This is a genomic window from Caulobacter sp. GW821-FHT10C03, assembly GCF_059415485.1.
In genome coordinates this window covers 51958-74186 of record NZ_JBWKNI010000010.1, presented here as the reverse complement: position 1 = coordinate 74186, position 22229 = coordinate 51958, and the positions used below count along the sequence as shown (strand labels likewise).

The window sequence follows — 22229 nt, the reverse complement described above, 5'->3', positions numbered from 1 at the left end:
GCGCAGCCGGAAGCACTGCCCGGGGGGGCAAGTTGTACAATCTGAATAAAGTCTCGGTAGTAATACCGAACTACAACTATGCCGAGTTTGTCGGCGCAGCGATCGAGAGCGCCCTGGCGCTGGACTGGCCTGATGTAGAAGTGATCGTCGTTGACGACGGTTCGACCGATCATTCGAAGGATGTGATCGGTCGCTACGAGAACCGGATCACCGCCATCTATCGCGAGAACGGCGGCCAGGTCGCCGCCACCAACGACGGCTATGCGGTCAGCAGCGGCGGTCTGGTGGTGTTTCTGGACTCCGACGATCTCGTCGCGCCGGACCTGATCAAGGAAGTCTTCCCCCTGGTCACCGAGAAGGTGAGCAAGGTGCAGGTCCAGATGGAGTCGATCGACTTCCACGGGAGGCCGCTTTCGAACGTGTTTCCGAAGTACGGCGCCAGCCTGGATCCGGCGAAGATCCGCAGGTGGGCCGGGTTCGCCGGCTCCTATCCGACGCCGCCGGGATCGGGGAACGTCTATACCCGCCAGTTCCTGGACAAGCTGTTCCCGCTCGACGCGGCCATGGACTTCGCCCCCGACAGCCACACCCTGTCGACCGCGCCGTTCCTGGGCGACGTGGTGACGGTGGCCAAGCCGCTGGTCTCCTACCGGGTGCACGGCCGCAACATGGGCGCGATGGCCGAACTCCATGAGGCGCGCTTCAGCAAGGAGGTCGGGCGCTCGATCACCCGCTCGCGGTTCAGCGCCAGCCTGGCCAGGCAGAACGGCGTGGCCGTGCGCCCCGACGCGTTCCGCCGCAGCCTCAACGTCTGTTCGCTGCGGGCCTCGAGCCTGGTGCTGACGCCGAACCAGCATCCGCTGGAGGGCGACAATCGCCTGGTGGTGCTGCGCGACCTGATGCGGTCCGTGGTGACGCCTCAGGGCAATTCGGCGAAGGCCCAGTTGGCGCTGTTCCTGTGGGTCCTGGCGATCGCCGCCGCGCCCCGGCGAATGTCGCGCACGCTGATCCTCTGGCGCTATGTGCCTGTGTCGCGCCCGCGGCTGATGCGCCGGGCGATCTCGCGCATCTGATCCGTCACCGACCGGGCAGGGGCGTCGCCGCGGATGCGTGGCCGGCGACGCGACGCCTGCATCGGTTAACTGAGATGCTGGTCAAAACTTCGGCGGTTCGCTTCATCGATCTGCCGCGTTCGCGCGCTATTCTTGTGAAGGAAAAATAATAACACCATCATGAAGAACCGAAGGCGCATTCGTGCGTTGCCGGTTACGGTGAAGCTGACGTCCATCAGAAGGCGTAGTCTTCACTGAAAAAGGAGGAAGCGTCGACTTCGGCGCAATCGCCATTGTTTTGACCCGGTTTGTCCTCTAACGGGGCTTTTCGCAGGGTCTGCATGGGTGATGCGTGGCCGTGATGTCCAGCCAGGTTGTGCAGTGTGAGTATGTTGCAGCTGGAGATCGTTGAAATGACTGGCGAAAAGCTTCTCAAAGTCTCGGTCGTCATCCCCAACTACAACTACGAATCCTTCGTTGGTGCGGCCATCGAAAGCGCCCTGGCCCTCGATTGGCCGGACGTGGAGATCATCGTGGTGGACGACGGGTCTATCGACGGCTCGCGCCAGGTGATCGAGCGCTACGCCGATCGGGTGACGCCCGTCTTCAAGGAGAACGGCGGCCCGGCCACGGCCTGCAACGCCGGCTACGCCCTGGCGACCGGCGACCTGATCATCTTCCTCGACTCCGACGACCTGGTCGATCCGTCGCTGATCCGCGAGGTGGCGGCCGTCCTGACGCCGCAGACCAGCAAGGTCCAGGTGCAGATGCAGACCGTCGACGCCGAGGGAAAGCCCCTGGGGAACGTGTTTCCGAAATACGGCGCCAAGCCCACGCCCGGGCAGATCCGCCAATGGGCGGCCTCGGCGGGCTCCTATCCGACCCCGCCTGGATCGGGCAACGTCTACACCCGCCGCTTCCTAGACCAGCTGTTCCCCCTCGACCTGACCATGGACCGGGCGACCGACAGCTATTTCCTCTCCACCGCGCCGTTCCTGGGCGAGGTGGTGACGATCGCCAAGCCGCTGGTCTCCTACCGCGTGCACGGCAAGAACATCGCCGCGATGGCGTCGCTGAATGTTTCGCGCTTCAGCAACGAGGTGCGGCGGGCGGTCAAGCGCTCGGCGTTCAGCGCGGGCGTGGCCCAGCGCAGCGGCGTCGCCGTGCGTCCGCAGGCCTTCCGCGGCAGCCTCAATGTCTGCGCCCTGCGCGCGTCGAGCCTGGCCCTGACGCCGGGCGACCACCCGATCGAAGGCGACAGCCGTCTGAAGCTGATCGGTGACGCGGTGGGGGCGGTCTTGCGCCCTCAGGGCAATTCGAGCGCGGCCCAGGCCGTCCTGTTCTTCTGGGTGCTGGCGATCGCGGCGACGCCGCGGGCCTTGGCCACGCGGCTGATCCAGTGGCGCTACGTGCCGGCGGCGCGTCCCGCTTTCCTGAAGCGGGCCGTGGCGCGGGTCTAGATACAAGGGCGTCCGGTCGCCTGACGGCCGTCCCGTTGAGGGCGGCGGTCGGCGAGAACGTCCAGGCATATGAGCGCGCGGTCGCCGCGTGTCTTCCGAGCGAATGAGAATAGAGGTGGGCAGATGACGGACGCGGTGACGGCGGGGGGCAGGCCCGCGCCAAGGGTCCGCCTCGGCGAGACCTCGTCGGCGTTTCTGGACTTGGCGCGCGGTCTGGCCGCCAGCCTGGTCGTGCTGGCCCACACGCGCCTGGTCTTCCATCTGCCCTGGCCCATCCAGGAGCTCGGCGGCTACTGCGTGGTCGTGTTCTTCCTGCTCAGCGGCATGCTGATCTTCACCTCCCTGTTCAACCACCTGCGGTCGGGCGAGGAGCGTTTCGCCGACTTCCTGGCCGACCGGATCGCGCGGATCTTCACCCCGCTCGTGCCCGTGCTGGTCCTGGCGGTGCTGGCCAACTTCTTCCTGATCGACGGGCGCTGGGGACAGCGCGGCGTGAACGAGGGGGTGGCCGCCTTCTTCGGCAACCTGTTCCTGCTCAACGACTATCCGCTGTTCCAGGCGGCGTCGAAGTTCGTGAACGTCTGGCCCTACTACGTGCGCTCGTACAACGCCGCCGAGCCGCTGTGGACGGTGGCCATCGAGTTCTGGATCTATGTCGTCGCGGGCCTGTTCGCGTTCCTGGTGGTCGCCCGCCAGCGGATCAACTGGCTGACCGCCGCCGTCGCCGCGGGCCTGGCCCTGCCGGTCTTCGTCTGGAACCTGTTCGCGGGCGGCGGTTCGGGGCTCAGCCTGACCTGGATGATCGGCGCCGCTTTCGGCGCGCTGTGGGCGGCCATGGCGGGGCGCGAATACAGCCGCCGCTTCTTCGCCAGCCTGCTCGTCGTCGGGGCCCTGGGCGTCGCCGGCAAGATGCTCGACAAGTCGAACCTCGCCTACAGCACTCAGACGGCCACCTTCATGGCTATGATGTTGTTTGGATTTGCGTTTTCGATAGATATCAAAGGTGTGTCACTTTTTGTGCTTAAAAAGGTGGCGCATTTCTTCTCATCTTATTCCTACAGCTTGTACTTGGTTCACAACATCGTGCTTGTTGTGGTCTTCGAATCCAAAATTGCCACGCTTGTTCCTTCGTATGTCCTGGCGATAATCGCGGCTCACTTGGTTGCTTCCGTAATTTACTTCCTGTTCGAGCGTCACCATAAGAAAGTGTCGAAGGCTATACGCCCTGCGTTGCAATATTTGCTGCAACGCCCCGCGCGGAAATTTGCGGAAACGGCTCCTGGTGCGATCGGCGCGATGGAGGCCCTCGATGAAAACCGCAACGCGGCGCTGGCAGGCGCTGATCCTGGCGGCGACGATGCTCTCGGCGCCGCCCGCCGCCCTGGCGAGCGGCTGGAAGCTGGTATTTGAGGACAATTTCGACGGGTCGACCCTGGACCGCAGCGTCTGGGCCACCCGCTACATCTACGGCAACGAAAAGCAGGACAAGCTCAACGACGAGGTCCAGCGCTACCGCGACAACGACAACCATGTCGTCAAGGACGGGGTGCTCGACCTGGTCGCCCGCAAGACCGGGGAGGGGGCCTACGAGTCGGGCATGATCCGCTCGCTGCAGACCTTCTATTACGGCTACTACGAAGCGCGGGTGAAGCTGCCGAAGGGCAAGGGCATCTGGCCGGCCTTCTGGCTCAATTCCGACTACGACGCCTCCGGCGCCCTCAGCTGGCCGCCCGAGATCGACATCATGGAATATGTGGTCAACGGCGGGGAGGACCTGCCGAACATGGTGCACTCGGCCGCCGTGGACACCCCGCGCGGCTCGGCCGTGACCTATTACGAGACCCATCCGGAATATAACACCAAGCTGAAGTCCTTCGTCGGCACGGAGGATCTCAGCGACGGCTGGCGCGTGTTCGGGCTGGTGTGGACGCCGACCGACTACACCGTGCTGCTGGACGGCAAGGTGCTCTATCGCCGGCCCTATGCCTGGCTGAACAAGTCTGGCGTGCTGGCGGCGCCGGCTCACGTGCTGCTCAACTTCGCGATCGGCGGCAGCTGGGCGGGGCGCTACGGGATCGACGACTCCAATTTCCCGCAGGCCCTCAGCATCGACTACGTGCGGGTCTGCCAGTTCAGCGAGGCGTCCGACGCCGGGGCGCGTTGCGGCGACAGCGCCTATACCCCCGATCCGGCGGACTATCGCTACAGCGCGCCCGGCGACATGGATCGCGCGGTGTTCGGCGCGGCCGCCATCGGCGACGCCGAAAGCGGCGGCTCGGTCGCGCTCCCGGCCGGCGTCGCGTCGGTGAAGGTGACGTCCCGCCTGAGCGCGCCCGCCGGTGTCGCCGCGACCCAGAGCCTCTACTCGGTCATCAAGGCCAACGGCAGCGGGGCGGTGCTGTCCGAGCAGACCACGCCGCTGGACGGCTACGACAACGGCGAGATGCGCACTGTCGTGCATGAGATGCCGCTGCCCGCGACGGTGAAGCCGGGTTCCTATCGCCTCGTCGAGGCGATCGTCGGCAAGACGCCGCCGGCCGGCGCCTCGACGCCCCTGAAGGCGCCGGTGCTGTGCGGCGGCGCCAAGACGCGGACCCTGACCTGCGACACCACCCAGGTGACGGTCACGACCGCGAGCTATTAGAGCTTCCGTCCTGACGGCGTCAGGACGGAAGCTCTAGTCTTTCGTTTTGACGCATTTTCTGACGACGAACCGGTATCTGCTTCGTCAAAAAATACTCTGGCTGTGGTCGCGCGCCGGGTCAGACGAAGGTCTGGCCCGTGGCGGCGGCCCAACGGTCGACGCCGCGCGAGAAGCCGTTCTCGGGGAACAGCTTGTTGTCCACCGCCCAGCCCGGGAAGACGTGGGTGGAGCGGACCAGCTTGGTCACGCGGTCGGGGTGGATGCCGATGCCCACGCCGTTCAGCGTCGACAGGCCCTTGGCCGCCGCCATCACCACGCCCTGCGGCACGTCGATGAGCTTGGCCTTCGGGAAGTAGCGCTCCTGCAGGGTGGTGACGATGTTCTCGAGCGTCGGGCACTCGGGATAGCTGCCGTTCAGCGTGATCAGGGGCTGGCCCTGGCCGCCGGCCGTCAGCACCAGGTCGAGCAGGTCCTCGACATAGATGCACGACTTGACGGTGTCGCGCCGGCCCGGGAACACGAACACGCCCTTCTTCAGCAGGCCGGCCATGCGGGCGAAGTTGCCGCCCTCGCCGGCGCCGAACACCACGGCCGGACGCACGACCACCAGCGAGCGGCCCGTGCCCTGGCCCAGCCAGGCGCGATGGATCTTCTCGGCCATCAGCTTGGACTTGCCGTAGGCCGAGACGGGATCGGGCGCGCTGGTCTCGGTCTTGCGCTCCTCGGAGGGGCCGTAGATCGAGATCGAGCTGGTGAAGGTGATGTGCTTGACGCCGTCACGCTCGGCCAGGCGCACCACTTCCAGGGCGCCGTTGACGTTGGTGTCGTAATATTCGTGGTCGGGGTGGCCCGGCGTGGTGTGCACGGCCGCCAGGTTGAAGATCTCGTCGATCTTCGGAAGCTCGGCCGCGCCCAGATCGCGCACGTCGCCGACGACGTAGGTGACGCCCGGCAGGGTCTCGCGCTGGGGTTTGAGGTCCAGGCCGATCACCTCGGCGCCGGCGGCCGCCAGGCGGCGCGTCAGGTGCGTGCCGATGAAGCCGGACGAACCGGTGACGAGCACGCGACGGCCAGCCATCCGTCCCAGATCGATCTGGTCAGTCACATTGTCGGTCATGTCGATGTCTCGATACGCTCGGGGAGGAGCTTTCGCACTGGGCCCTAATTAGCCTATCTCGCGCGAATGGGGCGACTAGAAATCACCCTCGCGCCAGGACTTTTTCTGGAATTGCTGAGCTTTTGTGCGCTTCTGGGAAGAGCAATCAGCCTGTCAAGGCTGCGCTATTCTGCGCCTTGCTGTGGAAAAGCGCGCCGCGTGGCGAAAAATTTTCCGATTTACGTATAAAGCCGTCGCAATTGCGCCTAACGGTGAGGGCTCATGCCCTGCCGTTGAATGTGTGTGTGGTGGCCCATGTCGAATACGGTCGAGAATCGCCTCCAGCATCTTGATGGCTGGCGAGGACTCGCGATCTTGAGCGTTCTGGTCGGTCATTTCGTGACCACCAAGTGGCTCAATCTCGGACGCTTCGGCGTCGAATTGTTCTTCGTGCTCAGCGGCCGGCTGATGGCCGAGATCCTGTTCGTCAAGCAGGTCCCGCTGGCCAGCTTCTTCCCGCGCCGCATCTCGCGCGTCTATCCGGCGCTGCTGGTGTTCTGCACGATCATGTTCCTGGCCGCGCCGTTGCTGAACGGGCAGGGGCCGGACCTGAAGCAGTATCTGAGCGCCATCACCTTCACCGCCAACTACGCCCAGGGCCTGGTCGGCCGCAGCCCGGCGCTCGACCACATCTGGTCGCTGTGCGTCGAGGAGCACATGTACGTTCTGCTGGGTCTGGTGGCCCTGTGGAGCCGCAGCCGCGACGGCGAGGTCCCGGTGGCGACGATCTGCTTCGGCCTGGCGCTGGCGGCGATGGTCAACGGCCTGCTGCAGACCCTGGCCGGCGGCGGCTACAACGAGGTCTACTGGCGCAGCGACGTGCGCGGCGCCTCGATCCTGCTGGCGGCGGCCTTCTACCTGAAGCTCCGCGAGGAGCCGACGGGCCTGCTGGCCTCGCCCTGGGCGGCGCTGGTGCTCGGCGCCCTGGGCCTGGTCTTCAGCTTCGACAGGGTTCCCGACCCGGTGAAGTACAGCCTGGGCACCGCCTGCGTGGCGCTGAGCCTCTGCCTGGCGCACCGCCTGCCCGCCGTGCTGCTGAACCTCCTGCAGCACCCGATCCTGATCCGGACGGGCCTCTATTCCTATTCGCTCTATCTGTGGCAGCAGCCGTTCTACAAGGCCGGCCACAACGCGGTCAGCAAGCTGGCCCTGCTGCCGATCGCCATCGTCGTGGCCCTGGTCAGCTTCTATCTGATCGAGCAGCCCGCGCGCCGCTTCCTCAACGGCCTGCTGGAGCGCCGCCTCAAGCCCGCGCCGGCCGCCGGCTGACATGGTCCGCGCGGCGGCGTGAGAGCGCCGTCGCGCAGGAGACCCGCGACGAGGTTTTCGAAGAAGGGAAGAGGGTGGAGGCCCGGCCCGGAATCGAACCGGGGTGCACGGATTTGCAGTCCGCTGCGTCACCACTCCGCCACCGGGCCACCGGGTCGACACAAGCTGCGTCGGCGAAGAGGGCGGATGGCTATCAGACGGCGGCCGCGCTCGCAATGGCCAACTTCGCTTCGTCCCCAGCGATCACTTCCGGCGTGGCGGTTTGAGCGCGAGGCCAACGCTCAACGGGGTTCCTTGGCTCGTGTCAGGTGCAGACCGGCGATCAGGGCCAGGGTGACGAGCGCCAGGCCGCCGGCCAGCCAGACGGCCGGGCGCACGTCGTGTTCGCCGACGATCAGGGCGGCCAGCAGCGGTCCGGTCGCGCAACCCAGCAGGCTGGCGCCGGGACCCAGCAGGGCGGCGCGCCGGCTGGGGTCGGCCTCGATCGCCAGGGGCGTCAGGAACGGCGAGGCGAACAGCCAGGCGAAGCCGAACAGGCCCGAGGCGGCCAGGAAGGCCGGGGCCGGCGGCAGGGCGGCGAACACCAGCAGGCAGGCCGCCGCCGCGATCACGCCCACGGCCAGCGACACGAACCACGACACCCGCCCCGCCAGGGCCGTCGCCGCCGAGCCGCCGGCCACCTGGGCGGCCAGCGAGATCGAGAAGGCCAGGCCCGCCACCTTCGGCGCGTGTCCGGCCTGGCGCGACAGCGGCTCGGCGTAGATCCACAGGGCGAGGATGAAGGCCTGGAAGCAGAACACCGCCAGCAGGGCGACCCAGCCGCGCGGGCTGGGCAGACCCTTGGGGGCGTCATCGGCCTGGGGCAGGGCGGTCCAGGCGCGCGGGGCCAGGAAGCCCGCCGCCACGGCCGATACAGCCAGGCCCGTCAGCACGACGAAGCCGCCGTCCGGCCCGAAGCGGTCGATGACCAGGGCGCTCAAGGTCGCCACCACGGCCAGCTGGATCAGGGTCTGGACGGTCAGGTAGATCCCCGACCAGCGGTCGGGGCGCGGCGAGCGCACGATCATGCCGGTCACCACCCAGATCAGCGCCCCGGCCGGCAGGCCCGCCAGGGCGCGGACCAGCACCAGCAGCCCGCCGTCCACCTGCGTCGAGGCCAGGTTCAGCGCCGCCAGGAAACAGCCGCAGGCGATCGCCGCCGGCCTCAGGCGTCTGGCGCCGAAGGCCGGGCCGAGCAGCGCCGCCCCAACTCCCATGGCCGCCAGCTCGGCCATGCCGGCCAGGCCGATCTCCATGGCGCTGAGGCGTCCGGCCGCCTCCAGCCCGCCCAGCAGCAGCGGCCCGACGCCGGGAAACAGCACGCCGACAACGCCGATCCACAGCACCGCCAGCCGTTCGCTCAGGCTCGGCGCCGGACCTATCCAGTTGGCGGTCTCCACGGCCTCGCCGCTCAATAGCGGGCCCGCAGATAGACGCCGTAGGTGCGCGGCGGTCCCATGCTGAAGGCGTCGAAGCCCAGGCCCTCGATGGCGGTGATGTCGAGGATGTTGGTCTCGTCGAACAGGTTCTTGCCCCAGACGCCCAGCTCGTAGCGGCCGCCGTCCAGCTTCCAGCCGACCTGGCCGTTGACGAAGGTGCGGGCCTCGTCGCTGAGCCGCTCGGTGTTGGCGGTGTCGAAAAAGACCTTGGAGCGGTGGGTGAAGTCCAGCTGGCCGGTGAAGTCGCCGATCGGCAGCGGATGCTCGTAGCGGACGGCGCCGTTGAAGCTGAGCTTCGGGGCCGAGGGCAGGCGGTTGCCCGAATAGTCCTGGTCCACCGAATGGAAGTCGCGATACTCGGCGCTTAGCAGCGCAGCGCCCAGGGTCAGCGACAGGCCCCGCGCCGGCCGGGCCTCGACCTCGGCCTCGGCGCCGTAGACCCGGGCGGCCGAGGCGTTGGTGAAGTACTGCACGGTCAGCAGGCCGCGCTGGATGGTCGTGTAGACCTGCAGGTCTTTGTAATCATAGTAGAACGCGGCCGCGTTCAGGCGCAGGCGGCGATCGAGGAACTCGCTCTTGGCCCCGACCTCGAAGGCGTCGACGGTCTCGTCGGAATAGGGCTCGAGGTCGGCCTCGTCGGCGGTCTGGCCGGTGAAGAAGCCGCCGCTCTTGTAGCCGCGATTGTAGGTCGCATAGAGGTTGGCGTCGTCGGTCAGGGCGTAGCGCAGGCCAAGCCGCCCCGACAGCGACTTGAAGCTCTTGTCGCCGTCATGGACGAACAGGGTGACGAGCCCGTAGTCGACGTCGCTGACATAGTGGATGCTCTTGTCGTCGACCGAATAGCGCAGGCCGCCGGTGAAGGTCAGGCGCTCGGTCAGGTCGTAGTCGAACTGTCCGAACACCGCCCAACTGCGCGACTTCAGGGTCAGGGGCCAGCCGAACACGCCGATGCTGGCGGCCGGATCCATGCCGGTCGGGTTGTCGGGCGTCGGATTGCGCAGGTCGGCCAGCACGTCGTAGTGGCTGTCGTTGGAAAGGTCGTCCTTGGCCCAGTAGAGGCCGGTCACCCAGCGCAGCGGACCCTCGCCGTTCGACTGCAGGCGGAACTCCTGGCTGGCGGTTTCCTGCAGGGCGATGTAGCGGGCGCTGATCACCTGCAGCGGGTTGGCGTCGGTGTCTTCCCAGTCGTCGCGGGCGGCGCGCTGGTAGCTGGTCACCGAGTAGAGGGTCATGTCTCCCAGGTCGTAGGAGACGTTGGCCGTCGCCCCGAACAGCTTGACGATGTCCTTGCCCTCGAACCGGTAGTCGCCCTCGTAGAGGTTCCCGCTGGTGTTGGCGTAGCCGAGCGCATTGGTGCACTGGCCCGAGGTGTAGAAGCCGGCCCGGCAGAAGCCGTCGGCGCCGGTCGCTTCGGCCGTCTGGGGCAGGATCGAGCGGTTGTAGGTCCAGATCGAGCCGCCGCGCGACTGGTTCAGGCTCAGCGACAGGTCGGCGGTCAGCTTGTCGTCGGGCTTCCAGCGCAGGGCCGCGCGCAGCGCCCAGCGGTTGGCGTCGTTGCCCTTGTTGCCGGTCAGCCGGTTGGTCGTGTAGCCGTCGTTCTTGTCGTAGAGGCCGCTGATCCGGAAGAAGAGCGTGTCGTCGATGATCGGTCCGCCGAAGCCGCCCTGGGCGTTGACGGCGTTGAACCGGCCGTACTCGACGGCGATGTCGCCGCCCGGGCTGTTCGACGGCTTCTTGGTGACGATGTTGATCGCCCCGCCGGTGGTGTTGCGGCCGTAGAGCGTGCCCTGCGGCCCGCGCAGCACCTCGACCTGCTCCAGGTCGTAGAAGCCGGCCAGTTGGGCGAGCGGGGAGGCGATGTAGACCCCGTCGACATAGACGCCGACGGCGCTGGCCGTGCCCGGGTTGAAGTCGTTGACGCCGATGCCGCGAATGAACATCCGCGGATTGGCGGCGTTGTCGTCGGTCTTGATCTGCAGGCCCGGCGCCATGCCCGACAGGGCCAGCACGTCGCTGACCCTCTGGTCCTGCAACTGCTTGCCGGTCATGGCGGTCACCGAGACCGGCACGTCCTGCAGGTTCTCGGCCCGTTTCTGAGCCGTGACGACGATCTCGTCGAGTGCGACCGGCGCGGCTTCACTTGCCGTCTGGGCCCTGGAAGAGGTCGCGACCGCCATCAAGGCGACAGTCGCGACCCCGGCGAACACTTGCAGCTTGCGCACTACAACCCCCCGCATGTCCGTACGAGGAGGATGCTAGCTATAACTATCGTTTTGGCAAGCGCTGTTCGACGAGTTGGGTTCGGCTATTTGTTTCCTGTCTTCGCCAGGGCGGCCGACACTTCGGCGCGGGCCATGTCGATGTCGAAGCGGAAGGCGGCCGAGCGATGCTCGGCGGCGTAGATCACGGCCCCCGCCTGCAAGCCGGCCTCGGTGGCGCTGACCGTGTGCGAGCCGCAGATCCAGCGGCTCTCGGCATATTCCCGGCCGCGCGCGTAGAGGGCGTCGGCGCGCGAGGGGGCGACCTCGGCCAGGATCATCGCCACGTGCTCGCCATGGGCCGAGTGGCCGGACGGATAGTCGGGATTGCCGGCCAGGTGGTCGGTCTTCGCTTCGCAGACGGGCGCCGTGTCCTTGCTGATATAGGGGCGCTTGGTTCCCCAGAAGGTCTTGGCGGTTCCCACCACGGAGCGGTCGTCGCCGGCCCGTTCGAGCAGGGCGGCCAGGATCGGCGCTTCCTGCGGCGTCAGGCGCACGCCCAAGGCGTCGGCGAAATGGTCGAACATCGAGCCCTTGACGTCGGCGGTCGCCAGCGCCCAGCGCGGGGTGTCCTTCAGCGATCGGCTGGCGTCGAAGATCGCGGCGTCAGAGATAGCGCGGGGCGAGCCCTGGGCCGGCGGAGCGGCCAGCACCTTGGTCAGGTCGGGGCGTTGGGCCGGGGCGAGATAGCCGGTGGCCGAGGCGCCCGCCGTCAGCTCCAGCGCGCCGTCGCAGCCCTTGGGCGCGCGGACGGGGTTGCAGGCCGCCGCCTCGCCGCCGGGCAGGCGGGCGGTGTAGTTCCAGGGCAGGCGCGGGTCGGCCCACAGATAGTCGGTCGAGACGTACTGGGCGCCGCTGGTCAGGGCGGCCGTGCGCTGGGAGACGTCGCCGTTGCGGGCGGCCCAGGTGTCGGCGTCGGCGCGGGTGCGGACGATGAAGCCGGCCTTCACGGCCGCGGCGATGCGGTCCTTCTGGGCGATGGGGTCGTTCAGCGTCAGATAGGCGGCGGCCGGCGAGGCCTCGTCGGTGTTGACGAACATCGCCCGGCCTTCCAGCGAGGCGCGCTTGCCGCGATAGATCGCCACCTTCTCGGGACCCTCGTCGAGGGCGAAGAACACCTTGCCGCGCGCGGCCTCCAGCGTCGGCCAGCCGCCGGCCAGCACCGCCTCGCGCAGGGTCGGCTTCTTGCCGCGCACCAGGTCGGGGTCGATCAGGCGGTCGGGGCCGAACACGCTGCGGATTTCGGCGTCCAGCGCGTCGAACGCCTTTTCGTCGAAGGCCAGGGGCGTGACGCCGCCCGGGATGGAGGCCGCGCCTTCCTTGGCGTTGAGCATGATCAGGATCGGCACGTGGTCGCGATGGGCGTCCGACCAGGCGCGCACCTGCGACAGGCACTCCACGAAGGTCACGCACGAGCTGCGGAAGTCGATGTCGGGCATGTGCAGGGTCTTGAAGCCGGGCTTGGCCAGGGCTTCGGCGACGCGGGGCGGCAGCACCGTTCCCCGGCCCAGCGCCGTCAGCGGCTTGGCGTAGAGGCCACCGGCCGGGTCATTGACGACATCGATCTCAAGCTGCCGGGCGCCGGCGTCCAGCTGTTCGGCCAGGGGGCGGTGGGCGTAGTCGATGGCCAGCACCGGCTGGCCGCGCGCGGCGACCATGGCCGCCAGTTCGTCGGCGGGGATGGCCTGCTTGTAGGAATTGTGGGTGCCGACGGCCGTCAGATCGTTCATCCGCAGCGGGGCGTCGCTCGCCGCCGCCGCCATCGCCATCACCGCCACCAAGCCGAACATGGGCCGCACTCCACCAGAACAAGCGGCCTCTCTAGCGGCGCCGCATGACGGTTAGACGTCAGTGTCGCCGTCCCGATCTGCGACCGACACGCAATAAAATCGTGGATAGTCGGCCGCCAAACGCTCGCTTCATACGCTCGTTATCGAACTCGTAACACGCCGTCACAATTTCGCCCTAACCGCCCCGCCATCGCGCCGTGGCCCGCTCTCTGGAGGCTTCCGGCGATCCAGTTGCAGGGGGTCTCATGTCCACCACCAAGAAGGCGCTGTCGCTTAGCGCCGCTTCGGCCGTCCTGGCCTTCGCCATGCTGACGGCTCCGGCCCACGCCGCCGAGGCCGCGGCCGACGCCCCGATCGCCACCGCGCCGGCCGACGACGCCAGCGAAGTCGACGCCATCGTCGTCCAGGGCTTCCGCAAGTCGCTGGGCGTGGCCCGCCAGATGAAGCGCGACAGCAGCATCGTCGCCGACGTCATCGTCGCCGAGGACATGGCCAAGTTCCCCGACCTCAACCTGGCCGAGTCGCTGCAGCGCCTGCCGGGCGTGGCCATCAACCGCGAAGCCGGCGAAGGCCGCCGCGTGTCCTTGCGCGGCCTGGGCCCCGACTACACCCGCGTGCAGCTGAACGGCATGGAAGTGCTGGGCAACGTCGACTCGCCGATGGACAGCCGCGGCCAGACCTCGCGCGACCGGGCCTTCGACTTCAACATCTTCGCCTCGGAGCTGTTCTCGAAGATCGACGTGCGCAAGTCGTTCTCGGCCGAGCAGGACGAGGGCGGCATGGCCGGCACCGTCGGCCTCTACACCGCCAAGCCGTTCGCCTATGACGGCCGCAAGATGGCGCTGTCGCTGCAGGGCGGCACCAACAGCGCCACCGAAGACTTCCAGCCGCGCGTCGCGGGCATGTTCAGCCAGAACTTCGACGACAAGTTCGGCGTGCTGGTCTCGGTCGCCTACTCCAAGCGCCAGGTCGAGGAGCAGGGCTACAACACCTACGGCGCGGGCCAGCAGAAGGCCAACGCCGCCAACGTCGTCAACCTCAGCGCTTCCGACGCCCTGAAGGCCACCAACGGCGAGCTGATCTTCCAGCGCGGCAACCGCCTGTCGGTCTGGGGCGCCGACAACGAGCGCCTGGGCGTGACCACCGCGCTGCAATGGCGTCCGGTCGAGACCGTGACCCTCACGCTCGACGGCCTGTACGGCAAGTTCTCCAACGACCGCAGCGAGAACCACCTGGCCACCCGCGCCAGCGTCGGCTCGACCATCCTGGGCGCGGCCACCCCGCACTCGGGCGTGACGACCGCGGCTCCGGTGCTGCGCTCGATCCAGTACGACCAGTACAATACGATCATCTACGCCGACGTCGCCAACACGGTGTTCGCCACCGAGACCCGTCGCCAGGAGACCGAGAACACCTTCAAGCAGCTGGTCCTGACCGGCGAGTGGGAGGTTTCCGACAAGCTGAAGTTCGACGGCCACATCGGTCAGGAGACCTCGGACTACGACATCCCGATCTCGGACAAGTTCTACACCGAGGCCTTCGGCGACCTGATCACCGACTACCGCGGCAAGACGGCCAAGAATATCTACGGCTGGGACACCACCGATCCCAACAACTACCGCGCCCACGAGATCGACTTCTCGGCCACCTACCAGACGACGAAGCTGAAGAACGCCGAGTTCAACGGCTCCTACCAGTTCGACGACGTGTTCACCCTGAAGGGCGGCGTGTCGTTCCGCGGCTTCGAGAACTCGGGCTACACCCAGACCAACGACGACGTGAACAAGACGGCCTGGGAAAAGGGCACGCTCGATGACCACGTCAACAGCTACTACAAGATCTTCCGCGAGCACGACGACCAGTCCTGGCTGATCGTCGACTGGAACAAGGCCCTGGCGGCCTACAACATCACCCGCACCCTTGGCGCGCCCAAGTCGATCTACGCGGTGCAGGAAGACACCAACGCCGGCTACCTGCAGCTGGACTGGAAGACCGAGCTGGCCGGCATGCCGCTGCGCGGCAACGTCGGCGCCCGCGCCTACGACACCGAGTTGACCTCGACCGGCGTGATGGCCGTGCGCGGCGTCAACACCCCGACCACCGTCAAGAAGAGCTATTCAGGCGTCCTGCCGGCCTTCAACGCCGTGCTCGAGGTCACCGACCAGTTCCAGATCCGCGCCGCCGCGGCCCAGAACATCAACCGTCCGTCCCTGGCCGCCTACGCCATGAACGGCTCGATCAGCGTCGACGGCTCGACGGTGACGGTGTCGAGCGGCAACCCGAACCTCGACCCCTACACCTCGGACGAGTTCGACCTGTCGGCCGAATGGTACTTCGGCAGCATCGGCATGCTGACCGCCGGCGTCTTCCACAAGAAGATCGACAACCTGGTCAGCAGCACGACGTCCAACGCCCTCTATTCCGACACGGGCCTGGCCGAAGGCCTGGTGACGGGCGTCACCGCCTCGACCCCGGTGATCTACACCCGCTCGGTCAACAACGCCTCGGCCACGCTGAGCGGCCTGGAACTGAGCGCCCAGAGCGACTTCTTCTTCCTGCCCGGTCCGTTGAAGAACCTGGGCATGGTCGCCAACCTGACGCTGATCGACTCCGAGACCACCAACAAGATCAACGGCAAGGAGTTCAAGGGCCAGATCTACGGCCTGTCGGACGTCAACACCAACATCACGCTCTACTACGAGACCACGAAGTGGGGCGCGCGGGTGTCGTCGAACTACCGCTCGGACTACACGATCGACAGCGGCGGCTTCGAGGCCACCACCTATGTCGACGCGGCGGCCTTCTATCAGGTCAGCCCGCGCATCCGCCTGACGCTGGACGGGGTGAACCTGACCGACGAGCGCGAGGCGCAGTACAACAGCTTCTACGTCTACAACTCGACCACCGGCGTGAACGTGACCCAGCCGGGCGCCCACCGCCTGTGGAACCACACCAAGAGCGGCCGGACTGTCTTCTTCGGCGCCAACATCCAGTTCTAAGGCCAGGCCCAGAACTGAAAGAGAAACGCCCCGGAGCCGAAAGGCCCCGGGGCGTCGTCGTTTTCCGGTCTCCAGCCGAGCTCTAGCCGAACAGGAGCACGGGACCGCGCCCGCCGCCGTTCCAGGTCGCCCAGTTGGGGAAGACATAGGGCAGGTCGGTCGCCGACACGCCGTACCACTGGGCGATGGCCCCGACATATTCCTCGACCGCGATGGTCGGGATCCAGCGGCCGTCGTTATAGGCGTCGTCGGGGCCGCCGAAGGCGGTGTCGGGATAGGCGCCGTGCACCTTGCGCGAGGCCAGGCCCGCGCCGAGCACCAGGTGGTTGGAGCCCCAGGCGTGGTCGGTGCCGGCGCTGGCGTTGGCTTTGAACACCCGCCCGAAGTCCGACATCGTGAAGGCGGTGACGTTGTTGGCCAGGCCCAGCGCCTTCATGGCGTTGTAGAAGCCGGCCAGAGCCATGGCGAGGTCGGCGTAGAGCGAGGCGTGGACGGCGACCTCGTTGGTGTGGGTGTCGTAGCCGCCCTGGCTGACGAAGAAGGTCTGCTTGGCGTGGCCCAGGGTGTTGCGGGCCTCGATCATCCGCGCCGCCCGCAGCAGCTGACGGGAGATCTCGCTGGTCAGGGCCGCGCCGGTGGTCGGGTTCTTGAAGTACTGGTCCACCACCGAGGTGGTCGAGCTGATGATCGTGTTGGCCGTCGCCGCCTGGGCGTAGGCCGACGACATGCCCCGGCCGGTCAGGTCGGTCACCGCGCCGAACGCCGAGGCGTCCGAGAAGGTGTTCAGCGCCGCCTGGCGGGCCACGACGGCCGCGTCGGTGCTGGCGGCGTTGTAGCCGGTGCGGGTGATGCCGCCGCTCGACGGCAGGATCAGCGGCGACTTGCGGCTGCCCAGCAGGGCCAGCTGCGAGCCGGCGATCGAGACCAGCGGCGGCAGCTCGGCCGCATCGGCGCGGTCGAGGATGCGGCCCATGTAGCCGTCGAGGTTCTTCTCGCGCGTGCGCATGCCCTGCCACTGGTTCTGCTGGTCCTCGTGGGACATCAGGTTCAGCGGCCGCAGGTCCGGGCGGGTCTGGTAGAGGCTCTTGGTCAGCGGCTGGAACAGGGTGCCGGTGTTGAGCACGACGCTCAGCGCGCCCTCGTCCCAGGCGGTCTTCAGCGGAGCCATGGCGGCGTTGAGGCCGAAGGCGGTGCCGGTCAGCGGGACGAGGCTGTCCTGCTTCAGGGCGATCGACCCGCGCTGGCTGGCGTAGGCGGCGTAGCGGCTGTCGGTCGGCACGACCATGTTCCAGGCGTCGTTGCCGCCGAACAGGAACACCCCGACCATCGCGCGATAGCTGGAGGTGTCGGCGATGGCGGCCGAGATGCCGATCTGGGTCAGGGCGGCGGTGGCGGAGGCGCCGGCGAGCAGCCGGCCGAAGTCACGTCGGGAAAGGGTCATGGCTCAGCGGTCGACTTGGAATTGCGGGGACGAGGCGACGATGTAGAGGGCGACCTGCGCCCGCTTGCGCGCCTGGACGGCGGGGTCGGTGTTCTTGACGGCGGCCATGGCCGACGACAGCGCGCCGCGCTGGGCCGAGGTCATGGTGCCGTTCAGGAACACGAGGTCGATGCGGTCGAGCATCCTGGCCTCGTCGGCGGCCAGGGCCTCCCACTCGGTCCACGGCAGCTCGACGGCGGTCGAGCCGGTGATGGTCGACTGGACCTTGAACTCGGTGCGCGTGGCCTCGCCGGCCATGGTCCAGTCCCAGGCCAGGTTGTGGCGGGCGATCATGGTCGAGGTGGTCATCAGCTTGCTGACCGGGCTGGCCTCGCCCGAGCCCAGCGGCAGGGGGAAGTCGTAAGGGTAGAAGTTGAACACCGAGGTGGCGCGGAAGGGCATCTGGCCCAGGGCGTTGTCGCGGTAATAGAAGGCGTAGCCGTCCGACTTCAGGCCCATGCCGCGCGCCAGGCCCGTCAGGAACAGCACCGGCTCCTTGACCTTGCCCGGGGTGGCGGCCGAGCCGCGCGCCTCGGTGTCGGTCAGGATCGCCTTGATCACCGCCTTCATGTCGCCGCGCACGCCCGCGCCGTTGTCTGCGAAGGCCGCGGCCACCCGGCCCACATAGGCCGGCGACGGGTTGGCCAGCACCAGCTGCTGGATCAGCCGCTTGCTGATGAAGGGGGCGGTGTTGGGGTGGTTGAAGACGGTGTCGACCACCGTGTCGACATTGGCCTGCGGCGTGGCGTCGGCCGCGATGGTGGCGCCCAGGAAGGTCTTGGACTTGGTGTCGAACCGGGCCGTGTTGACGATCATCGGCTTGGAGTAGTCGAGCTTCGTGCCGTCGCTGATCGCCGCGCCGTCGAGGCGGGCGTAGGTCCAGCCCGTCAGGGCCCGGGCCACTTCCTTGACCTCGGCGTTGCTGTAGGTGGCGATCACCGCCCCGTCGGCGCCGGTCTTGGTGGTGCCGTCGGCGTTCAGCAGCACCGTGCCGACCGAGAACAGCTGCATCAGCTCGCGGGCGTAGTTCTCGTTGGGGGCCGACTTGTTGCTGTCGACCATGTCGAGGAAGTTACCCATGAACGGATTCAGGGTGACCTCGCGCAGGATGTCCTTGTAGTTGCCGAACGCGTTGCTCAGCAGGATCTGGTTGAAGGTCGCCAGGCCCGCGGTGGTGTGCACCTCCAGGTCCGACGCCACGACGATCTGCGACAGGGCGAAGGCCACGCGCTGGCGCAGCTGGTCGTCCTTGCCCACGGCGTTGGAATAGAACCGCATCGACATCGGCAGGGCGCCGAAGTTGTCGCGGTTGCAGTTGTTGAGGTCGGTCCCGGTCAGGCCCTGAGCCGAGCAGAAGGTGGTCGCCACCGGCTTGGCGGCGATGTCGGCGTAGGTGCTGCCGCTCAGGGCGAACTGCTGGTCGATCCAGGCCGAGGCGCTCTTGGCCGCCACGATCTGGTCGATCAGGGCGGGCGTCGGGCCGAAGGTAGCCTGCTTGGCCAGGCGCGCGGCCTCGGCCGCCGAGATCACCACCGGCGCGGGCGGGGTGGTCGGCGTCGTGCCGCCGCTGCTCTGGGGCGTCGACGACGAGCCGCCGCCTCCACCGCCGCCGCCGCAGGCCGAGAGCACGAGGGCGAGGCCTGCCCCCGCCGTGGAGGCCAGAAGTTTCATACGCATTGCACAAAGGTCCCCGATCACGCCCGTGGCGCGGGCGCGTTGAAACTGGAAAGAGGTTGAGTGGAAGCGGCCGCTATCGGTCGATGAAGACGATCTCCCGGACGGCGCGGACGCCGTCCTGGCGATGGAGCTGGACGAAGACGTCGACGACGCGTTCGACGTGGTCGACCACGTCCTGGCGTCGCAGGTTGGCGCCGGCCTGGAGGGCCATCAGCGCCAGCTGTTCGATGGCCCCGCGCGGGTCGTCGGCGTGGACCGTGGTCATCGAGCCGGGGTGGCCGCTGGAGACGGCGCGCAGGAAGCTGAAGGCCTCCGCGCCGCGCAGCTCGCCCAGGATGATGCGGTCGGGCCGCAGGCGCAGCGAGGCTTGCAGCAGGTCCTCGGTCCCGACCCGGGCCTGGCCCTGGTCGCCCTTGGCGGCCACCAGGCCGACGGCGTTGGTGTGGACGAGGCGGATCTCGGGCGCGTCCTCGATCAGGACGAGGCGCTGGTCGCGCGGCACTTCCTTCAGCAGGGCGTTGAGGAAGGTTGTCTTGCCGGTCGAGGTGCCGCCGCTGACCACGATGTTCTTGCCCGCGCGCACGGCGGCCGACAGGAAGCCGCGCACGTCGCCCGCGTCGAGCAGGGCGCGCAGGGCCGCGTCGGGCCTGGTCAGGGGCGCGGTGGCGCGGTCGAAGGCGCCGGCCGCGGCGTAGTCGTCTAGCGACAGGTCCGAGACCACGTGCTTGCGGATGGCCATGACGATCCCGCCGCGCGTCGCGGGCGGGGCCACCACCTGCACCCGCGCGCCGTCGGGCAGCACGGCCGACAGCAGGGGGTGCTCGCGGCTGACGCCCTGGTGGACCAGGGCGGCCACCTGGCGCGCCAGGCGCCAGAGGTTGGTCTCGTCCAGCTCGGGGGCCGCGACCTTGGCGACCGCGCCGCCCAGCCGCTCGACCCACAGCTCGCCGGGACCGTTGACGTAGAGGTCGGTCACCTCCGGATCGGCCAGCCACGGCGCCAGCGGCGCGAGGTAGGCTTCCAGATAGACCCCCATGGGCGCCTGGTGGGTCATCGGCCGGCGACGCCGGCGCTGGTCCCGCGCACGCTCGAGAAGTCGAGGTCGCGGGCGACGAAGATCGTCACCGGCGCGCCCTGCGGCGTCTTGATGGTGGGCGAGGTCTGGGTCGTCTTGGCGCTGTTGGCCAGGTTGGCGGCCTCCGACACCGAGCCGATGTAGATCTGCGAATTGGCGCGGGTGTTGCTGACGGCGGCCACGCCGGCGCTCAGCACCGAGGTCAGGATCGAGCCGCCGAAGCGGGTGAAGAAGTGGCGGTCGACCTTGCCGGCCAGTCCGCCGCGACCCAGCGGGTCGGCGGCCGGCGAGCCGATCTGGATCGACACGCCGTCGGGACGGATCACCCGGGTCCAGATCACGAAGACGCGGGAGGCGCCCATGGCCACGCCCGACTTATATTGGCCGATCACCCGGCTGCCGCGCGGGATCAGGACGGCCTTGCCGTCGAAGCTCTTGACGTCGCGGGTGACCATGGCGCGGGCCAGGCCCGGCAGGTCGGAATTGATCGCCGTCTCCATGACCGCCGGGATCACCGCGCCTTGCGGCACGATGGCGTCCAGGTCCTGCATGGCCGAGGCCTTGACGGGGGCGGAGTCGTCCAGGCCCTCGACGCTGGGGCCGGCCTCGGGCTTGTCGCCGGCCGGGCGGCCGGGGCCCGCGACGGGGCCGCCGCCGAGATCGACCACCAGGGCCGGTGCGCGGCGGCGCGCGTTGTCGTCGCCGGCCGGCGTGACGATCGCGGGCGGCGGCGGCGGGGGGATGAACTCGTTGGGCATCATCGTCGGCTCGCCGGCCGGGACGCTGTTGTCGACGGTGAACTGCGGGGCGGGCACGGCCGCGGGCGGGGCCTCCACCCGGGCGACCTGCATCGCGGCGGGCGCGGCGGCGGGAGCGGCCGCCGGCGGCGGGGCGACGGGCTGGCGCTGGTGGGCGTCGGCGCGATGGCTCGACAGCCAGACGAACACCGCGATCCCGAACACGCCGAAGCCGGCGAGGATGGCGACGTTCGAGACGCCGCCGCTGCTGCCGACCACGGGGCGGGCGTTGGCGTCGGCCCGGGCGAGGTCGTCCTGGACCTCGGGCGTCTGGCGCGGATCGATGTCCTGGGTCATCGGGCCTTCCCCGCGCTCGGCGCGGTCCAGCCGCTGTTGACGATGGTGGCGCTGGCCTTGGCGCTGCGCAGGACGAAGCGGGGCGCCAACTGGTCGACGACCAGGTAGCCGTCCTTGACCACGGCGTTGGCCAGGCCCTCGACGCCGTCGGCGCCGATCACGAAGATCGCCGGCAGGTCGGCCTGCTGGGGCCAGGCGAGATAGGTCGCGCGGCCGTCGTCGAACACCTGGGAGGGCGCCAGGGCCTTCGCGCCCTCGACGCGGTAGGCGGTGTTGCGGGTCGCCGGCGCGGCCGGCTGGGCGGGCGTCGCCTCGGGGGCCAGGGCCGGATAGCGGAACCGCACGACATAGGCCGCGTCGGAGCCGGCGGCGGCGGACGCTCCCACCGACAACTCGAACACATAGCGGCGACGGTCGGTGACCACGGTCATGTTGGTGGCCGGCGCGTTGTCGATCGGCTTGAGGAACAGCAGGGTGGCGCGTTTGTTGGGCGTGATCTGCCAGCCCAGGGCGTCGCCGATCGAGACGTTCTCGATGCGCTCGTCGGGGCCGAACTCCAGCATGGTCTGGAAGCCCATGAAGCCGGTCAGGCGGTGCACCTGGTCCGCGTCATAGGTCAGGGTGCGGATGCGCGGGTCGACCGGCTTGGCGGCCGGCGGCTGCACGACGGCGGGCGCGACGGTCGTGCCTGCGGTGGGGGCGGCCGTCTGGGCCAGGGCCGGCGCGGCCAGGGGCGCGACGAGGCCGCAGGCGATCGACAGGGCGAGAAGCGGGCGCTTCACGGGCGAAACTCCGGA

At 68.3% G+C, this 22229-nt stretch carries 15 protein-coding genes, 1 tRNA gene and 1 pseudogene; 6 read left to right on the top strand and 11 right to left on the bottom strand.

Going from position 1 to position 22229, the window contains the following annotated elements; genetic code table 11:
* Positions 1 to 32: 32 nt before the first annotated feature.
* From AC07NG_RS14625 to AC07NG_RS14610, 4 genes are all read left to right on the top strand, one after another.
* Positions 33 to 1073 carry a glycosyltransferase family 2 protein gene (locus AC07NG_RS14625; RefSeq protein WP_492853480.1) on the top strand — a complete coding sequence of 347 codons (1041 nt, stop codon included), beginning with the start codon at positions 33 to 35 and terminating at the stop codon, positions 1071 to 1073.
* Positions 1074 to 1465: 392 nt separating this feature from the next.
* Entirely contained in the window at positions 1466 to 2512 is a 1047-nt protein-coding gene (locus AC07NG_RS14620; protein WP_494594770.1) for a glycosyltransferase family 2 protein, read from the top strand.
* A gap of 123 nt (positions 2513 to 2635) precedes the next feature.
* The gene (locus AC07NG_RS14615; RefSeq protein ID WP_494594768.1) at positions 2636 to 3922 is read left to right on the top strand and encodes an acyltransferase family protein; all 1287 of its coding nucleotides are present in this window, start codon (positions 2636 to 2638) and stop codon (positions 3920 to 3922) included.
* The gene (locus AC07NG_RS14610; protein WP_494594767.1) at positions 3822 to 5156 is read left to right on the top strand and encodes a glycoside hydrolase family 16 protein; all 1335 of its coding nucleotides are present in this window, start codon (positions 3822 to 3824) and stop codon (positions 5154 to 5156) included. The genes AC07NG_RS14615 and AC07NG_RS14610 overlap by 101 nt, the downstream gene beginning before the upstream one ends.
* Positions 5157 to 5274: 118 nt before the next feature.
* On the opposite strand, the gene AC07NG_RS14605 is transcribed toward AC07NG_RS14610, so the two are convergent.
* The gene (locus AC07NG_RS14605) at positions 5275 to 6273 is read right to left on the bottom strand and encodes an NAD-dependent epimerase/dehydratase family protein (RefSeq protein WP_110132634.1); all 999 of its coding nucleotides are present in this window, start codon (positions 6271 to 6273) and stop codon (positions 5275 to 5277) included.
* 276 nt (positions 6274 to 6549) lie between these two features.
* Between AC07NG_RS14605 and AC07NG_RS14600 the strand changes: the two genes are divergently transcribed.
* A complete protein-coding gene (locus tag AC07NG_RS14600) occupies positions 6550 to 7581 on the top strand; it encodes an acyltransferase family protein (protein ID WP_494594765.1) in 1032 nt (343 codons plus the stop codon).
* 75 nt (positions 7582 to 7656) lie between these two features.
* Here AC07NG_RS14600 and AC07NG_RS14595 read toward each other — a convergent pair.
* From AC07NG_RS14595 to AC07NG_RS14575, 5 genes and pseudogenes are all read right to left on the bottom strand, one after another.
* A tRNA-Cys gene (locus tag AC07NG_RS14595) sits at positions 7657 to 7730 on the bottom strand.
* A 132-nt stretch (positions 7731 to 7862) separates the two neighbouring features.
* Positions 7863 to 9020 carry an MFS transporter gene (locus tag AC07NG_RS14590; protein ID WP_494594764.1) on the bottom strand — a complete coding sequence of 386 codons (1158 nt, stop codon included), beginning with the start codon at positions 9018 to 9020 and terminating at the stop codon, positions 7863 to 7865.
* Between the two features lie 11 nt (positions 9021 to 9031).
* Positions 9032 to 11281 carry a TonB-dependent receptor gene (locus AC07NG_RS14585; RefSeq protein ID WP_494594763.1) on the bottom strand — a complete coding sequence of 750 codons (2250 nt, stop codon included), beginning with the start codon at positions 11279 to 11281 and terminating at the stop codon, positions 9032 to 9034.
* 83 nt (positions 11282 to 11364) lie between these two features.
* The gene (locus tag AC07NG_RS14580) at positions 11365 to 11844 is read right to left on the bottom strand and encodes a phosphatase PAP2 family protein (RefSeq protein WP_494594909.1); all 480 of its coding nucleotides are present in this window, start codon (positions 11842 to 11844) and stop codon (positions 11365 to 11367) included.
* Positions 11845 to 12042: 198 nt separating this feature from the next.
* Positions 12043 to 13107 (bottom strand): annotated as a pseudogene (locus tag AC07NG_RS14575) (phosphatidylinositol-specific phospholipase C1-like protein); the annotation flags it as partial.
* 245 nt (positions 13108 to 13352) lie between these two features.
* On the opposite strand from AC07NG_RS14575, the gene AC07NG_RS14570 reads away from it, so the two are divergent.
* Positions 13353 to 16106, top strand: a complete 2754-nt coding sequence (locus tag AC07NG_RS14570) for a TonB-dependent receptor (RefSeq protein ID WP_494594761.1) — start codon at positions 13353 to 13355, stop codon at positions 16104 to 16106.
* An 82-nt stretch (positions 16107 to 16188) separates the two neighbouring features.
* Here AC07NG_RS14570 and AC07NG_RS14565 read toward each other — a convergent pair whose 3' ends face one another.
* The 5 genes from AC07NG_RS14565 to AC07NG_RS14545 all read right to left on the bottom strand — a co-directional run bounded on the left by AC07NG_RS14565 (position 16189) and on the right by AC07NG_RS14545 (position 22214).
* Entirely contained in the window at positions 16189 to 17547 is a 1359-nt protein-coding gene (locus AC07NG_RS14565) for a DUF1501 domain-containing protein (RefSeq protein WP_494594759.1), read from the bottom strand.
* Positions 17548 to 17550: 3 nt separating this feature from the next.
* Positions 17551 to 19263 (bottom strand): DUF1800 domain-containing protein, encoded by a 1713-nt coding sequence (locus AC07NG_RS14560; protein ID WP_494594757.1) that lies wholly within the window; start codon positions 19261 to 19263, stop codon positions 17551 to 17553.
* 73 nt (positions 19264 to 19336) lie between these two features.
* Positions 19337 to 20317: a P-type DNA transfer ATPase VirB11 gene (gene virB11, locus AC07NG_RS14555; protein ID WP_494594756.1), complete on the bottom strand. Its 981-nt coding sequence runs from the start codon at positions 20315 to 20317 to the stop codon at positions 19337 to 19339.
* A complete protein-coding gene (locus AC07NG_RS14550; protein ID WP_494594754.1) occupies positions 20314 to 21432 on the bottom strand; it encodes a TrbI/VirB10 family protein in 1119 nt (372 codons plus the stop codon). The genes virB11 and AC07NG_RS14550 overlap by 4 nt, the downstream gene beginning before the upstream one ends.
* Entirely contained in the window at positions 21429 to 22214 is a 786-nt protein-coding gene (locus tag AC07NG_RS14545; RefSeq protein ID WP_494594753.1) for a TrbG/VirB9 family P-type conjugative transfer protein, read from the bottom strand. Before AC07NG_RS14545 ends, AC07NG_RS14550 begins: the two co-directional genes overlap by 4 nt.
* Positions 22215 to 22229: the final 15 nt, after the last annotated feature.

Excerpts from the sequence above, each read along its gene's own strand:
- AC07NG_RS14565 (WP_494594759.1), bottom strand. The coding sequence starts at position 17,547 with ATGACCCTTTCCCGACGTGACTTCGGCCGGCTGCTCGCCGGCGCCTCC.
- AC07NG_RS14615 (WP_494594768.1), top strand. The coding sequence starts at position 2,636 with ATGACGGACGCGGTGACGGCGGGGGGCAGGCCCGCGCCAAGGGTCCGC.
- AC07NG_RS14560 (WP_494594757.1), bottom strand. The coding sequence starts at position 19,263 with ATGCGTATGAAACTTCTGGCCTCCACGGCGGGGGCAGGCCTCGCCCTC.
- AC07NG_RS14570 (WP_494594761.1), top strand. The coding sequence starts at position 13,353 with ATGTCCACCACCAAGAAGGCGCTGTCGCTTAGCGCCGCTTCGGCCGTC.
- AC07NG_RS14605 (WP_110132634.1), bottom strand. The coding sequence starts at position 6,273 with ATGACCGACAATGTGACTGACCAGATCGATCTGGGACGGATGGCTGGC.
- AC07NG_RS14580 (WP_494594909.1), bottom strand. The coding sequence starts at position 11,844 with ATGTTCGACCATTTCGCCGACGCCTTGGGCGTGCGCCTGACGCCGCAG.
- AC07NG_RS14550 (WP_494594754.1), bottom strand. The coding sequence starts at position 21,432 with ATGACCCAGGACATCGATCCGCGCCAGACGCCCGAGGTCCAGGACGAC.
- virB11 (WP_494594756.1), bottom strand. The coding sequence starts at position 20,317 with ATGACCCACCAGGCGCCCATGGGGGTCTATCTGGAAGCCTACCTCGCG.
- AC07NG_RS14620 (WP_494594770.1), top strand. The coding sequence starts at position 1,466 with ATGACTGGCGAAAAGCTTCTCAAAGTCTCGGTCGTCATCCCCAACTAC.
- AC07NG_RS14600 (WP_494594765.1), top strand. The coding sequence starts at position 6,550 with ATGTGTGTGTGGTGGCCCATGTCGAATACGGTCGAGAATCGCCTCCAG.
- AC07NG_RS14610 (WP_494594767.1), top strand. The coding sequence starts at position 3,822 with ATGAAAACCGCAACGCGGCGCTGGCAGGCGCTGATCCTGGCGGCGACG.